The sequence below is a fragment of the Bacterioplanes sanyensis genome (assembly GCF_014652515.1).
In the GTDB taxonomy this organism is placed as follows: domain Bacteria; phylum Pseudomonadota; class Gammaproteobacteria; order Pseudomonadales; family Oceanobacteraceae; genus Bacterioplanes; species Bacterioplanes sanyensis.
The window spans coordinates 32,269-47,524 of sequence record NZ_BMYY01000015.1; the positions used below are offsets into that span (position 1 = coordinate 32,269).

The window sequence follows — 15,256 nt, forward strand, 5'->3', positions numbered from 1 at the left end:
TAAAATCAAGAAAGAATAAAAGCAATAATTAATAAAATTCAGACAGTCATGCTAGAAGAAGTATGAAAGTGACTCGACATCACCGCATAGACTGCAATATTTCTGGCAAAGACTTGGGACTGCTCTAGCAGTAATGACTCAATCCAGCCTCGACGATGCTCAAAGCTACGCCCTTCCGGGTCAAAGCCACATAAAAAAGCACGCCGCACACAGCGTGAGACGCAGTGATAATACGGCGTGGCTTCCAGAGAAACGAGTTCTTTGCGCGGTTTAGGCATCGCTGACTCGCGGTGAATAGGATCTGTTCGTAGCCTAGCCAGCAGCTTTAGGCGCTGCCATCAGGCAGTTTTCTTATCGAGACTTTTCTTATCGAGACTGTCTTGATTATTTGGTCCGACTAGTCCTATCTAGTTCTCCGAGTAGTTCGGTTTCGAGTTTTATTTCACCGCCTTGCGCACACTGATCTCATAAATACACTTACCATACTCTGGACTTCTAGACTGACTGAGATTGTCAAATAAGTCATTCATCCAGCATATTTTCACTTCGGCATTATGTGTGGACCCCAGGTTCTCTCGCATGCCGTCACGTATCACCGAATCGGGATGGGTAGCCCTAAGGCACCAACCACGCTCAAAGCCGCCTAATAGATATTTTCTACCATCTTTGAAATGAAGATACGCAAAACTTCTTGGGGAGTCAGGTACTGTTACTTCCTCAAAATAGTGAAATTCACCACTAATGCATTGCCCTTCTCCGCGGGCAATGGCCTCTTTTAATACAAGCAAGTTGTGTGGTTGATCAACTACTAAGTTGTATATCACGCTACGAATCAATATGCATAGCAAGATAACGGAGGGTAGCAACCGAATTCCTAAGTATTTATGCCTCATCAATAGCAGAAAAAAATGAGTGATGCCTTTCGACTCACGGTACTTTTTCACGAACCATATAGGGGTTACACGCTTACCTGAAGCACTATACACAGCAACCAAGTTAACAGTCAGTATAAAGATAAACATATAAAGCGTGGGCAGTGAATTATGCAGCCCACTCTCATGTACTGTCTCATCAACAACGGCGATCCAATCCATTATCTACGATCCTCGGGTTTATCAGAAGACCACTGTTGCAAGCCTTGATAACCGTCGTAAATCATTCGAACTGGCTCAGAAAATAAATACATAGACTTAAGGTAAGTCTCGAATTTAGAGGTTTCTTGCACATCGTACTGAATAGTCATATTAAACGAGTTCTCGTAAGAGACAAAAGGGGAGTCCTCCGCGGATAGCATTAAAGATGCACCAAAGCCAGTGGCCCGGTGTTGATAATGATAGTCATCTCCCGTGAGTAATTGCTGGCCAACATGACCCACATCTTTCAGGAACCAAGTGGATTCACCTTTATTTGGATTCACTTCAATGTCGGTTGTCCACGCCTCGGTGTAAGAGAGCCCTGCGCCCCGATGGCGATAAGAGGCCATCAGCGTTTGGTTGCGCTCGACGGACACTCCCCCCAACAGACCGGCAGGCTCTGCCGTGTCTGTTCTTATCCAGACTGTCCTGTTTACTGTGGTATCGGTTGCTAGCATTGGCTCTTAATTTAACCAAGCGCCCACGCTTGATCTAACCTCAAAGAACTTATCTATTCTTTGACGTTCATTTTCAGGGACATTATCTATTAGCTGGTCAATAAACGCAGTGCCTAAACCAACTGTAGAAGCCTGAACTAGCGGGTGCAGTTTTCGGGAAACCTCAAAAATGAAGTTCTTCTCGAACGATATATTTCGGCCCCCAGAGTCATTCAAAGAACCAACCTTTTGCGCATCTGCTAGGGTTAATGTTCCTCCAGTATGCACAATAGAATGACGAAGCTGCCATAAGGTTAATAGCCTCTCTTTGTCCTCATTTCTGAACAGTTGGTATGGTAGCCCAAAGCAACCAAAGTACTTATTGACTCGCTCAGGGTCATGCCAGCCAGACATAGAATCTGACAGCAGTGTTCCTACTGAGCTTGCACCAGTTGCTCTGTGAGCTGCCAAACGCGGCCAATCTATTTGAATATTGGTTTCTTTCGATAGCTTTTTAAAGAAGTCATCGACATCAAAGCTTGACAGATACACAGACAGGTCAAATGTACCCGCAAACAAATATCTTTGATATGTTTCAAAATGCCCCATGACAGTCGGCAGCACTGCAACAACTAGATGTTGTAGGCTATCTGTCGCATCCTTGTTGTAATTCCCATCCTGATTTTTAGGAAAGTATCGAATACATAGATCAATGGCACTTTTTGCTTCAACTGAATATTTCAGAAACGCGCTGGCCGGTGACGCTAAGTAGTCAGCATGACTTACGTGAGAACTTGTGCTATCAGAAAGGTATTCCTGAAACTCTTTTCTAGGCCTTCCAGCCATATTCAATCCTTTTTTTCGCTACTTACGAAGGCATAACGCCCGGCTCACCGAGCAAATTTTTGATGGCGGCTTTTGTGCATGTTTTTGCACAAAAGGTGACGCGGGAATTTGTCCGATGCAGCCGCTTGTTAGCTGTGCTACATACCCATAGATGGGCCACTGCGTTCATGCTTTATATCTCTCGTTATCTCAGGTTTTGGCTCTAGCTTTAAGCCATGATCCAAACCAAACTCATATAGATTCATACAGCTTGTAATTTTCTTGTCTTTGCTAATGCCAGCAACGAATGAATAACTACCGACGGAGCCACCGCTTGATTCATCAGCTTTTGACTTATGCTCAATAAGTCTTTCAAGGTAAGAGATAAACTCTTCTTTTTCTTTACCCGCTTCGAATATCTCGGTAATGTTCGATACAGGAATATTTGAAAAATACGTTTTACTCCCAAGGCGAAACTTTCCATTTACAACTTGGCCATAAATCAAGAAATGGTGGCTGTCACTTGGAGATAATTCAGCCTCTGCCAAATCATAGCTCTTATATTTTTTCTTTTCAGAAGCCAAAGACTCGAAGTCTTTTTTAAACTCTAAAACGACCCACTTTTCATTACTAGAGAGAAATGCATCTCCAGCTTTTTCTTGCTCGCCGTCTAGTGGAGATAGGATCATCTCATCAGGAATAAACTTCCTGATAAAGTAATACTCAACGGTTTTTTCCCACCATTTCATTTGATACTCCTTGTACAGCCAACATCTATAAACACCCCTCATTATGCAAGCAAAAAATCAGTCTTTGGTGTAGTGCAGCCATCTATTCGGATTCTGTCTGACCCTTCGGTCACATCCTGGATGAACTCCGCGAATCTGGCTCTTATCAGTTTATCGTTCTCGCAGAACGTAGTTAGGTACAGAGTGCTCAGATTGTGGTTCTACCTTTTTGACATCATTTCTCACTCACGCAACTACCGTGGTGCCTTCAAATCTCATGTATTTCTGTTCTCTGCTGAGCACAGCCCAAGCAGTTCTCGCCAGTTTGTTTGCCAATGCAACGATCACAACATTACGGTGCCGACGTTTCATCAAGCTGTCTAGCCATTCTACCTGTTCATATGTCGCACAGATTCAACTCCGAAGTGCATCATCGACTTTTTTATATTACCTGTTTTTCCAGCCAGAACTAATCGAGAAAGCTATCACTGAGCGAATCTACTGGCAAGGCTGCAAGGCGCCAGGATATGTCGGCTGTTTAGCTACGGCGCCGTCGTGACAGTTGCTCTAACTCTTAAAATTGCTCTCGCACCTAGGTTTTCTGCGCCTTAGCAGGCCGCCTGAGTAGGCAATGGCGTGCCCGCAGGCGCTGCCCGGATGGCAGCACCAGCCAACATCCTGCCGGGATGCAGGCTTGTTGGTGTTGCGGCGACCACAGCATTGGCTACAAAGGATAACGGCCTGCGCAGGGCAAAGCAGGCTGAAAGCTATCTGCGTTGTTTCTGCTGCGTTAAAAAGCGCCTCGTGCGCGAGTCCGATCGCCATGCTCACTTACTATTTGTAAGCTGCGCTTGTCGAGTGCGACTCTCTCGCTTTTTGCCTTGCAGAAACTGTCTCGATATACGCTTTCAGTCGTTCGCCCGCCCGGCGTGAGGGATAACCTCAAGGAGGGCATAGCGTTTTGCCATTGCCCTTACCATCACCTCAATACAGGCTTACAACGAAAGGCCTCAACCTAATGCTTAAAGCTCCTCCACGCCCATATTAAATAACGCAAAACTGTAAATATCGGCGTACAAATCAATAACCTTACTGGTCGGTGTACCTGCACCATGACCGGCATCGGTTTCGATGCGAATCAAGGTCGGCAGTGGCCCGCCTTGCTTGGCCTGCAACTCAGCGGCGAATTTATACGAGTGCGCCGGCACTACGCGATCATCGTGATCGCCGGTGGTAATTAACGTCGCTGGGTAATGGACCCCAGCTTTGACATTGTGCACCGGTGAGTAGCCTTTTAAGTACTCAAACATTTCTTTATTTTGCTCCGCTGTACCGTAGTCGTAAGCCCAGCCGGCACCGGCGGTAAAGGTGTGGTAGCGCAGCATGTCCAACACCCCCACCTGAGGCAGCGCCACTCTGAACAGCTCTGGTCGCTGAGTCATTACGGCCCCGACCAACAAACCGCCATTTGAGCCGCCTTCAATGGCTAACTTATTAGCTGCGGTGTATTTGTTCTCAATCAAATACTCAGCTGCGGCAATAAAATCATCAAACACATTTTGCTTTTGCAGTTTGGTACCGGCATCGTGCCAGGCTTTGCCGTATTCACCGCCACCACGCAAGTTAGCCACAGCAAATATGCCGCCCATGTCTAACCAAGCGGCGCGCACCGAACTGAACCAAGGTGTCAGGCTGACATCAAAACCGCCGTAGCCATACAAAATGGTCGGCGCGCTACCATCACGCTTTAAGCCTTTTTTGTAGGTCATTATCATCGGCACTTTAGTGCCGTCTTTCGAGGTATAAAACACCTGTTCGGATTCAAATTTGTCTGAGTCAAATGGTGCTTCAGATTTACGATAAACTTGGCTCTTGCCGGAATTAATATCTAACTTATAAATCGTGCCCGGCGTTTTGTAGTTGGTAAAAGTGTAATACAGCTCGCTGTCATCTTGTTTGCCACGAAAACCACTGGCACTGCCAATATCTGGCAGCTCGATGGTGCGCAGCAGTTTTCCGTTCATATCGAACTGTTTGACCTGCGACGTTGCATCCACCATATATTGTGCAAACAAGCTACCGCCTGCGGTGGCCGTGCTCAGTACATGCTGGGTTTCAGCAATTACGTCCACCCAATTACTTGCCTGTGGCGCGGCAATATTTACCTTAACCACGCGCGTATTAGGCGCCTCGAGGTTGGTTTCTAAATACAAAGTATCGCCTTGCGAGGCGATGACCCAAGTATCAGCGCCGGTATGGTCTTGCACTGTGACCAACTTAGCCTCGGGTTTGGTCAGATCTTGCACGTACAGTTTGTTACCGGAGGTGGACTCCATCGCACCAATGACCAAATAGCGGCCATCTTCGGTGACGTAGCCCGACACATAACGGTGTCTTTCTGCCTCGTTGCCGCCAAAAATCAATTCATCATCGGCTTGTGGTGTGCCTAGCTGATGAAAGTATAGTTTGTGCTGGTCGGTTTTTGCAGACAGCTCGCTGCCTTCGGGTTTGTCGTAACTGGAGTAATAAAAGCCTTCATTACCGCGCCAGCTGATACCGCTGAACTTAACATCCACCAGGGTATCGCCAATCGGCTTTTTGCTCTCGGCGTCGAGCACAATTACTTTACGCCAATCGCTGCCGCCTTCTGAAATGCTGTATGCTACCAGCGAGCCATCTTTAGAAAAGCTCACGCTGCCTAGTGAAGTGGTGCCTTCTTCGCTAAAGGTATTGGGGTCTAGAAAAACTTCGGCTTCACCGTCGCCTTGCTGGCGATACAGTACATCCTGATTCTGCAGGCCATCGTTTTTGTAGAAATAAGTGTATTTGCCTTCTTTAAATGGGCTGCTGACTTTTTCATAGTCCAGCAGCTCAGTTAGGCGCTGTTCGATTTTTTGTCGATATGGTATTTGCTCTAGGTAGCCAAAGGTCACTTTGTTTTGCGCCGCCACCCAGTGGGCGGTTTCTTCACTGCGATCGTCTTCCAACCAGCGGTATGGGTCTTTAACCTGGGTGCCAAAATACTCATCCACCACGTCGACTTGGCGGGTGGCTGGGTAGTCTATGACTGGGGAATCTATGGTCATTTGCTGTACCTGTTGCTGCTGGCCGCTGGCGGCCAATGAAACTGGGGCTAGCGCCGCTAATGAGGCAGAGACTGCCCATGCTAAGGCTTTGAAAGACATAGCCCGTCCTTGTGTTGATGGGTGTTTAAAAGAAGTGAGGTAAGTTACTACATTTTTGCCACTAGAACATAGAGAACACTGTCATTCACTGGCCAAGGCAATGGCGCCGTTTACGAGCGAATCGAACTTACTAACAGGCGATTTGAGCTACTAAACCCCGTGCCTTCCTTAGGGTTTTCCCTAACTCTGGGCCGGCGAACCACCCGCGTTAAAAAGCGTGGTAAATCTTAACGCCGAATCAATTAATGGCCGTGAGAAAGCTCAACCATGGACCTGAAAAATGAACACAATTGGTTCAGAATTTATAGCGATGAGACTCAATAATTTCGTAGTGCTGAGTAAGAAAAACCTTAAACCGACTAATTATTCGATATCTAATTTCTAACAATTGGAAGGGGGATTTCAGCAACCACAAGCACCGAGGCTATCGACTCGGTGCTTGTGCTCACACATTAACGAGCACTTATGGATCGATATTGGTATCCGTTAATGCCCCTTCTGCCGCTGAGGTAACGGTGCTGGCAAACTTGGCCAGTACGCCACGGCGATAACGCGGTTGTGGGCGCTGCCATAAACTTAAGCGACGCTGAATTTCCTCGTCGCTCACGTGCAGCGAAATGGCCATGTTTTCTGCATCAATGGTGATGGTATCACCATCTTCGACAATGGCGATGGGGCCGCCGTCCATGGCTTCTGGCGTCACATGGCCAACCACAAAGCCGTGACTGCCACCAGAGAAGCGGCCGTCGGTAATTAGAGCCACATCGTTACCCAAGCCTTTGCCCATCACCGCTGAGGTCGGGCTGAGCATTTCTCGCATGCCTGGGCCGCCACGCGGGCCTTCGTAGCGAATGACAATGACATCGCCTTTGACGATGCCGCCATCCAGAATGGCTTGCAGCGCTTCTTCTTCTGAGTGAAATACTTTGGCCGAGCCGGTAAAAGTTAAGCCTTCTTTACCGGTAATTTTTGCTACCGCACCGGTGGGTGACAAATTGCCTTTTAATACCACCAAATGACTGTTGGCTTTTACCGGGTTATCGAAGTCGCGAATAATACCCTGCCCTTCTGGGTAATCGCTGACGCTTTCGAGATTTTCTGCCAAAGTTTTACCAGTCACGGTTAAACAGTCGCCATGCAATAACCCCTGTTTTAGCAGGCGTTTCATGAGTGGCTGAATGCCGCCAATGGCCACCAACTCAGACATCATGTATTTGCCGCTGGGGCGCAAATCGGCCAGCACCGGTACACGCTGACCAATACGAGTGAAATCGTCCAGAGTTAATTCCACACCAATGGTGTTGGCCATGGCCAACAAATGCAGCACTGCATTGGTGGAGCCGCCCAATACGATGGTGATGGTGATGGCGTTTTCAAACGCTTCGCGCGTCATGATGTCGCTGGGCAAAATGTTATGCTCCAGCAAGTTCATGACCGCCGCACCGGCGGCTTCGCAATCGTCACGTTTGTCTTTAGATACCGCTTCCTGCGCCGAGCTGCCCGGCAAACTCATGCCCAGCGCTTCAATGGCTGAGGCCATGGTATTGGCGGTGTACATGCCGCCACAGGAGCCCGGTCCAGGAATGGCGGTTTCTTCAATGCGTTCAACGTCGAGCAAGTCGATGTCGCCTTTGGCGTGCTGACCCACGGCCTCAAATACCGACACAATATCCGTGTGGCCAGCGCCTGGCTGAATGGTGCCGCCATACACAAATACCGCTGGGCGATTCAGCCGCGCCATAGCCAACACACAGGCTGGCATGTTTTTATCGCAGCCACCAATCGCCACTAGGCCATCAAAGCCTTGGCAGCCCACCACGGTTTCGATGGAGTCGGCGATCACTTCACGCGACACCAGCGAATACTTCATGCCTTCGGTGCCGTTGGCAATGCCATCCGAAATGGTAATGGTATTAAACACCACGCCTTTGCCACCGGCTTGGTCGGCACCAATGCGGGCATGCTCGGCCAATTCATTGATGTGCATATTGCACGGCGTCACCATGCTCCAGGTCGAGGCCACACCGATTTGCGGTTTCTGGAAGTCTTCTTTGTTAAAGCCCACGGCGCGCAACATGGCACGCGCTGGCGCCTGTGCGACACCATCGACCACCTGAGCCGAGTGCTTGCGTTTGTCGGTCATGCTCTCACCTTTATTGTGTTATCACAGCAGTAACACTGCAGCCTAGCAGCAAGGCATAAGGCGACCAATACGCTGCCCACACTCCCTGACACAGCAGCGCTGACTTTTCACAAGGTGTCTAACAGCTGACTATAAAAGCAGCGCATTACCCTTACGATTGTGGGGGAGAAACCCAGCTTTGAACATTATTATGTGAGTTATCACCATAGTGCTGTTCCACCCAAGAGGGATGCTTCCAAATAATGCGCACATCGCGGTAGCGCACCACATCCCGCAGCAGACTGAAAAATTCGGCAAACACCAAGCGCAGTGGGTTGAGTGTGGTCGCCGGGCGATGATCGACGCCGTAGCGAATCTCGCCGGCATCGCGCTCATCGACAAAGGTGCCGAACAGTCGGTCCCACAGCATAAACACACCGGCAAAATTGGTATCAATTTGCGCTGGATTGCTGCCGTGATGAACTCGGTGGTGTGAGGGTGTGTTAAACAGCCACTCGAACCAGGCTGGCATGCGGCGAATGGCCTCGGTGTGAATAAAAAACTGGAAGAACAAGTTCAGCTCTAACGCCACCACGGCGTACTCCAACGGAAAGCCCACCAGAGCCGGTGGCAGCAGCGCCACCAGCATCACGCCATTAAATGAGACCATGGGCGTTTGGCGCAAAGCGGTGGAAAAGTTAAAGCGCTCGGAGCTGTGGTGCACCCAATGGCCGGTCCAACCGTAGCGTGTGGCGTGCATAAAGCGATGCACCCAATAAAAGGTGAAGTCGACCAAGACAAACAACAGCATAAAGTCGAGCCAGCCATGACCAGAGCTCCAACCCCAGCCCAGACTGTGCACACCGAGATAAGCGGCGCTACCAGCCACAATGAGAAACAGCGCATCGCCGACTTTGTAGATAAAGCCAGTGCCGATATTGGCCAGCGACTCGCGCACATCGTAGGCCTCGGTGCGCCCCTGGCGCAGCAGCCACCAGCGCTCCAAAGCAATGACCGAGATAAACACAGGCCCGGCCAACAGAATAAAAATCATCGCTCCGGTGAGTTCGTTCATCATCTGCTCCTGTTGTTATTTTTATCGCCGCCCGTGGTAGCGGGTGTGATGCATTGACAGCCTACGGCGATATTAGCCAGAGTTATTGCTTTAACGTGACATACTTTTAGCATTTCACGCCACATTCTTGCCTGGGAGAGAAACCGGTATGAGCACAGCCATTCGCGTCAACGGCAGCTGGATTCGTTTATTGGCCGATTGGCTCGACCGCCATCAGCTGGCCGCACCTGGCATACGCGCGCAAATCGCCCAGTACCAGCCCAGCGATGCCGTACCCATTACCAACTGGCAACACCTGTTAAACCAAGCCTTTGCACTGCGTCCGCAGCAGACCAACCAAGCACTGGAGGTAGCGCAAGGGGTGACCCTCGCCCATGTGGGCGTGCTTGGTTATTTGGTGGTGGCCTGCGATCACTTAGGCCAAGCGATGGCCACTTACCAACGTTTCGAAACGCTGTTTTATGGCCGCCCACTGGCCAGCCTAGAAAGCCATGGCGATCAGGCTGGCATTTACTGGCAGCCGGAGCAGCATCTGCCTGAAGCAGAAGAAATTGGGCTGTGTGCGTTGGTGTATTTGGCGCGTCAGCACATAGATGCAGGTACTGCGCTGCCACTGCAACAAGTGTCCTTTTGCCATCAGCCCGGCGCTGCCCAACTGCAAGCGATGGAAGAATTTTTTGCCTGCCCAGTGATGGGCGGCGCACAGCGCAGCGGCCTAACGTTTCATGCCTCAGCCTTGATGCTGCCTTTGCGCAGCAGCGAACCGGGCCTGCGTAAACTGTTAGAAGAACAAGCCAGTGCCATGCTGAAAGCACTGCCAGAGCCAGATGAGTTTCAACAGCAACTGCAAACACACTTGGTGCGACAGCTCCCCGAAGGCCATACCAGCATTGAGCGCGCCGCAGCACAATTGCACTGCTCCGTACGCACACTGCAACGACGCTTGCAGCAACGCAATTTGCACTGGCATGAACTGCTCGAGCGCACCCGTGAGCAATTGGCGCTGCAGTATTTATCCGACCCAGGGCTATCACTGCTGGATATTACCTTGCTACTGGGGTATCGCGACCAAAGCACTTTTACGCGGGCATTTAAACGCTGGACGGGAACAACCCCGCATCGCTTTCGCCAGCAACTAGGGCACTCCTGAATCATTCTGCACAGCCCTGTGCGAGTGCAGCAGGATTTCAGAACAAGGCGGTGATGGCAGGCTATTCAACGTCGTCAACGACGTGATGGGGCGCGCCAGAGAACTCCAGCTCGGTGTCGCCGATTGTTGCTGTAGCCTTGCTAGAGCGGCAAACCGGCCTCGTGATTTGGAGCCCTCTGGCGATCCAGAGCGGGCACCGGATTATTCATGTGTCCTAGCTTCTCGCTCTAAGGCCAGTAGCCAGCGTTTACGCTCTAGGCCGCCGGCATAGCCGGTAAGCTTGCCACTGGCACCGATCACACGGTGGCAAGGCACCAGGATGGAGATTGGATTTTTACCATTGGCAGCGCCCACCGCACGACTGGCGTTGGGCTTGCCTATTTGGTAGGCAATATCCTGATAGCTGCAGCAACGGCCATAGGGAATGGTTTGCAACGCTCGCCAAACACCTTGTTGAAACTCAGTACCCGCTGGATTTAAAGGCACATCGAAGCTCTGACGTTGACCGGTAAAATACTGCTGCAGCTGCTGGCAGGCCAGTGTCAGCCAGGGCTGATCAGCTTGCTCGATGCCCAAATCTTTAGGGCAAGTGGTGTGCTGCTCAAACCACACACCCGTGATACCAATAGAATCGGCTTGTACTATTACCTCACCTACCGGCGACATAAAACGCGTAAAGAACATCAGCGACTCCATAATTGTAAAGTGGCATAGCTACCCCATGGCGATATGCGATCAAGATTGATGGGGGCGATTTTCTCTAGCTGTTTTTTCACCACCAGGTCACCTTGCAATAGGCAATCAGGTTGCAACCAACCGCGCATTTTTATGTAGTTAACCGTCCAAGGGCCAATGCCATTTATTTGCAGCAACTCATTTTCTTGCAGCGGCTCATTTTCTTGCAGCGGCTTGGCATGACAGCAGTATTCGGCAAAAAGTTTGAGCGTTTGCTTTCGCTGCTGTGGCATTTTTAATGCTGAAATATCCGCCTGAGCTGCCTGCTCAGGGGTTGGAAAACCCACCCATTGCTCGGGTTTGACCAGTTGCACCCATTGATTCAACAGGTTAACGGCCGCAGTCAGCGAAATTTGTTGCCCCAATATGGCACGAATGCCAGCTTCCCAAGGACTCCACACTCCGGGTATGCGAATTCCTGATCGATGCACCAGTTGTGGGTGCACCGACCGCAAATGTTGCTCCACACCATCAATATGGGTATCCAGGTCAAATACTCGCCTGACTTGCTGCAGCAAACGGTACAACAGAGCTGGATTATTCAGGCGATAGCGCAGCAGCATGGCATGCTCGCTGTGCTGCTGTAGCGCAAACCAGACAGGCTCACCCTCCATTTCCACGCTGCGGCTATAGCTAACATCATCCACCTGCTCGATACCGGTTATCGCTCTTAGCCGATAGAAATTTAACTGATGCGGCCAATCGATATGCCCCCGCACCGCAATGCGCACACTGTGCTCTGGCAAGCTAGCCGGTTGCGCTTTACGCACCGCCGTCGGTGGCAGGCGAAAATGCTGCTTAAAAGCATCATTAAACCGACGCACACTGTTAAAGCCCGCAGCAAAAGCGATGTCGGTCATGCTCATATCGCTGTCATGCAATAATTGTTTGGCAAACAATAGTTGTTGATACAACTGGTACTGTTTAGGGGATACCCCCAGATATTTTGCAAACAGCTGGCGTAAATAGCGCTCGGATACCCCTAAGCGATCCGCTAGGGATGCAATAGACAGTGGCTCGGCCAGTGAATCTTCTAGCAGGTTGCGGGCGCGAATAAAGGTGGTTTCGACGCCCTTCCAGGCCCAGGATTGCGGTGCGCTATCAGGGCGGCAGCGCAAACAAGGACGATATCCCTGCTGTACCGCCTGCATGCGACTGGCAAAATATTCGACGTTTTCTTCCTTGGGCAGCCGCGCCGGACAAATAGGCCGACAAAAGATTCCCGTGGTTTTTACGCCAATAAAAAACTGCCCGTCAAAACGCACATCACGGCTGAGCCGCGCCAAACGGCATTGCTCCAGTGTTAGTGATGTGTGTCAAATCTTTCATGCCGCTCGCCCGAGTCATTAGCGTCCTGAGTCAGAACACTCATCCCGCACAGTGTACTGTGACTCGCGGCTCACACTAGCCACTTTCGGCACTCACAGCCTCTGTTCGACGCCCAAACTTGCGCCATGGCAGCAGCGGCAAGATGATGATCATCATGCCCATCGCTCTCAATACATCCGATATATCAGCGGCTGTATTTCATGTGAATGTGCGGAATATCGTCTTCCAAATAGGTATCAGAAATTTGCTTAAAACCATGCCCTTGGTAAAAGTCTTTTAGATATTCCTGAGCGCCGATTTCTATGTCGTTCTGCGGCCACTGTTGCAGGCAGTATTCCACTGCCCGCTGCATAAGTTCATGCCCTAAACCACCGCCACGAGACGAAGCCCGCGTCACCACACGGCCAATGCTGGCACTGTCGTAGCTAATGCCTGGGGGCAATAATCGCGCGCAGGCAATGGGCTGATCTTGCTGCCAAGCGATCAGTTGCATAACGCCAGCGGTTAGGTCTTTATCGTCCATATCTTGATAAGGGCAGATTTGCTCAACGACAAATACTTCACTGCGCAATTGCAATACTCGATAAACTTGGCTGACAGTGAGCTCTGTCAGATGGGATACGGTCCAGGTGATCATCTTTATACTCCACAAACAGAGCGTTAGCTTAAGGTCGGCGCATTAAGGAGCCTCTGAATAACTCACCGCCTTTCGGGGAGCGCCATAGCACTCCTTGGCCTTACCATCCGCGGTGATGTAGCAAGCGTGGTCAATGCCAGAAAATAACCAATAAAATGCTGTAAGCATTGCCCTTGTGGAGCCAACAAGATTTTGGCAGGCAGCGGCATTGCCTGATGTTTGGTATTACCAATATTCAGGCTGCTTATTCATCGTCGAACTCGTATTCGACCATCACGGCAGCATGGTCGCCAAACTGCAAGTTGGTATCGATTTTGGCATCGACCACATACTGACGCAGGTTTGGGGTGCAAATTTGATAATCCTTACGCCAGCCGTTGACGTTACGCCGCGCGCTTTCGCCATCGGGCCACCAGGTAAACTGGTTTTCGCCGAAGTTGGCTTCACGAAAGGCATCGACAAAGCCTACGGGGCCAAACATCTGATCGAACCAAGCACGCTCTTCTGGTAAGAAACCGGGGGTTTGTTGGGCGTCTTGCCAGTTTTGCAGGTCAACGGTTTTGTGTGCCGCTTCAAAGTTGCCGCAAAAGATAAACTCGCGACGTTTGCGCCGAGTTTTTTGCAAATGATCAAGAAAGGACTGCTGAAAGGCCAGTTTGTCCTCTAAAGTGTTGTGCTCATCGACGCAGGGGAACAGCACGGAGCCGACACTGACATGCTCAAAATCGGCCTGGATGTAGCGCCCTTGCAGGTCACACTGAGAAAACGCCAAGCCTGTCATGATCGCTTTGGGCAGCTCGCGCGTGAGAATGGCAACACCTGAGTAGCCATCGGCGTCGGCATCAAAGAAATAGGCGTTGTAGCCGTCGGGGTACAGAACATCGTCAGACAGCTGATACTCTTTTGCCTTTAGGTTCTGCAGGGCAATGACATCAGCGTCGGCACCTTGCAGCCAAGTGTACAGCCCTTTGTCTACCGCTTGTTGCAGGCCATCAACGTGTAAACTGACAATCCTCATACATGGTTCCCGAATAGTGAAGTGTGTATGATACCGCATCCTGAGCATCGGTAAATCCGCGCAATCTGTGAATCCGTCGACGCCCGTTGGCGGCTGCAGTCTATACCATGTCGCCACGTCGAGACGGACTCGCACTGGCTGCTGAACTATTTGCCTGCTGCAGTGCCATCGCCCAGCATCGTTTTGCAGATGCGTCGGTGACCGACAACCGCACCGCAGTCAAGGTTCTAAGCATGCAGAGTTACCAACAAGAGTTTATCGAATTTGCCATTCAGCAGGGCGTTTTGCGCTTTGGTGAGTTCACCCTAAAATCGGGTCGCGTCAGCCCCTATTTCTTTAATGCCGGTTTGTTTAACAGCGGTGCCGCATTGGCCAAGCTGGGGCGCTTTTACGCTGCGGCGCTGGAAGACGCCGGAATCGATTACGATGTGGTCTTTGGCCCAGCTTACAAAGGCATTCCGTTAGCAACCACAGTGGCCGTGGCCCTGTATGACCACTACGGTAAAGATGTACCTTACGTGTTTAACCGTAAAGAAGCCAAGCAGCATGGCGAAGGTGGCCAGCTGGTCGGCGCTGAGCTGACGGGGCAGGTGTTGATTGTTGATGATGTAATTACTGCGGGCACAGCCATTCGCGAAGTCATGGCGATGATCGAGGCAGCGCCGGGGGCAAAAGCGGCGGCCACACTGATTGCTCTGGATCGCCAAGAAAAGGGCCAAGGTGAGTTGTCAGCCATTCAAGAAGTGGAGCGCGACTTTGGCATGCAAGTGATCAGCATTGTTGGCCTCAATCAGGTGTTGGAATATGTGGCACAACAGCCACAATTGCAGCAACATGAAGACGCGATTCGTCGCTATCGGGATCAATACGGAGTGTAACCAC

Annotated in this window: 13 protein-coding genes and 2 pseudogenes; 2 read left to right on the top strand and 13 right to left on the bottom strand. The window is 50.6% G+C overall.

All coding sequences use genetic code 11. The features are described from left to right. Positions 1-62 precede the first annotated feature (62 nt). From IE090_RS16100 to IE090_RS16135, 9 genes and pseudogenes are all read right to left on the bottom strand, one after another. Positions 63-278 (bottom strand): annotated as a pseudogene (locus tag IE090_RS16100) (alpha-amylase family glycosyl hydrolase); the annotation flags it as partial. A 159-nt stretch (positions 279-437) separates the two neighbouring features. Next, on the bottom strand, positions 438-1,094 hold the full coding sequence (locus IE090_RS16105; protein WP_189389972.1) for a hypothetical protein: 657 nt from the start codon (positions 1,092-1,094) through the stop codon (positions 438-440). Continuing rightward, positions 1,094-1,519 carry a hypothetical protein gene (locus IE090_RS16110; RefSeq protein WP_189389974.1) on the bottom strand — a complete coding sequence of 142 codons (426 nt, stop codon included), beginning with the start codon at positions 1,517-1,519 and terminating at the stop codon, positions 1,094-1,096. The genes IE090_RS16105 and IE090_RS16110 overlap by 1 nt, the downstream gene beginning before the upstream one ends. A 78-nt stretch (positions 1,520-1,597) precedes the next feature. Beyond that, positions 1,598-2,416 carry a hypothetical protein gene (locus IE090_RS16115; RefSeq protein WP_189389976.1) on the bottom strand — a complete coding sequence of 273 codons (819 nt, stop codon included), beginning with the start codon at positions 2,414-2,416 and terminating at the stop codon, positions 1,598-1,600. Between the two features lie 137 nt (positions 2,417-2,553). Next, the gene (locus tag IE090_RS16120) at positions 2,554-3,144 is read right to left on the bottom strand and encodes a hypothetical protein (protein ID WP_189389978.1); all 591 of its coding nucleotides are present in this window, start codon (positions 3,142-3,144) and stop codon (positions 2,554-2,556) included. 225 nt (positions 3,145-3,369) lie between these two features. After that, positions 3,370-3,513: pseudogene (locus IE090_RS17890) on the bottom strand (IS110 family transposase); the annotation flags it as partial. A 632-nt stretch (positions 3,514-4,145) separates the two neighbouring features. Further along, entirely contained in the window at positions 4,146-6,308 is a 2,163-nt protein-coding gene (locus tag IE090_RS16125) for a prolyl oligopeptidase family serine peptidase (RefSeq protein ID WP_189389980.1), read from the bottom strand. A gap of 463 nt (positions 6,309-6,771) precedes the next feature. Beyond that, entirely contained in the window at positions 6,772-8,451 is a 1,680-nt protein-coding gene (gene ilvD / locus IE090_RS16130) for a dihydroxy-acid dehydratase (RefSeq protein WP_189389982.1), read from the bottom strand. A gap of 151 nt (positions 8,452-8,602) precedes the next feature. Then, complete coding sequence (locus IE090_RS16135; protein WP_189389984.1) at positions 8,603-9,505, bottom strand: sterol desaturase family protein; 903 nt, start codon at positions 9,503-9,505, stop codon at positions 8,603-8,605. Between the two features lie 148 nt (positions 9,506-9,653). Here IE090_RS16135 and IE090_RS16140 point away from each other — a divergent pair, with 148 nt between their 5' ends. Further along, positions 9,654-10,655 (top strand): helix-turn-helix transcriptional regulator, encoded by a 1,002-nt coding sequence (locus IE090_RS16140; RefSeq protein WP_189389987.1) that lies wholly within the window; start codon positions 9,654-9,656, stop codon positions 10,653-10,655. 201 nt (positions 10,656-10,856) lie between these two features. Here IE090_RS16140 and IE090_RS16145 read toward each other — a convergent pair whose 3' ends face one another. The 4 genes from IE090_RS16145 to IE090_RS16160 form a co-directional block, all read right to left on the bottom strand. Beyond that, positions 10,857-11,339 carry a methylated-DNA--[protein]-cysteine S-methyltransferase gene (locus IE090_RS16145; protein WP_268247127.1) on the bottom strand — a complete coding sequence of 161 codons (483 nt, stop codon included), beginning with the start codon at positions 11,337-11,339 and terminating at the stop codon, positions 10,857-10,859. Continuing rightward, the gene (locus tag IE090_RS16150) at positions 11,339-12,676 is read right to left on the bottom strand and encodes a DNA-3-methyladenine glycosylase 2 family protein (protein ID WP_229815807.1); all 1,338 of its coding nucleotides are present in this window, start codon (positions 12,674-12,676) and stop codon (positions 11,339-11,341) included. Before IE090_RS16150 ends, IE090_RS16145 begins: the two co-directional genes overlap by 1 nt. A 227-nt stretch (positions 12,677-12,903) precedes the next feature. Then, a complete protein-coding gene (locus IE090_RS16155) occupies positions 12,904-13,356 on the bottom strand; it encodes a GNAT family N-acetyltransferase (protein WP_189389991.1) in 453 nt (150 codons plus the stop codon). A gap of 244 nt (positions 13,357-13,600) precedes the next feature. After that, positions 13,601-14,374 (bottom strand): exodeoxyribonuclease III, encoded by a 774-nt coding sequence (locus IE090_RS16160; RefSeq protein ID WP_189389992.1) that lies wholly within the window; start codon positions 14,372-14,374, stop codon positions 13,601-13,603. Positions 14,375-14,607: 233 nt separating this feature from the next. On the opposite strand from IE090_RS16160, the gene pyrE reads away from it, so the two are divergent. Then, a complete protein-coding gene (gene pyrE, locus IE090_RS16165) occupies positions 14,608-15,252 on the top strand; it encodes an orotate phosphoribosyltransferase (RefSeq protein ID WP_189390064.1) in 645 nt (214 codons plus the stop codon). The last annotated feature ends 4 nt before the right edge of the window (positions 15,253-15,256 follow it).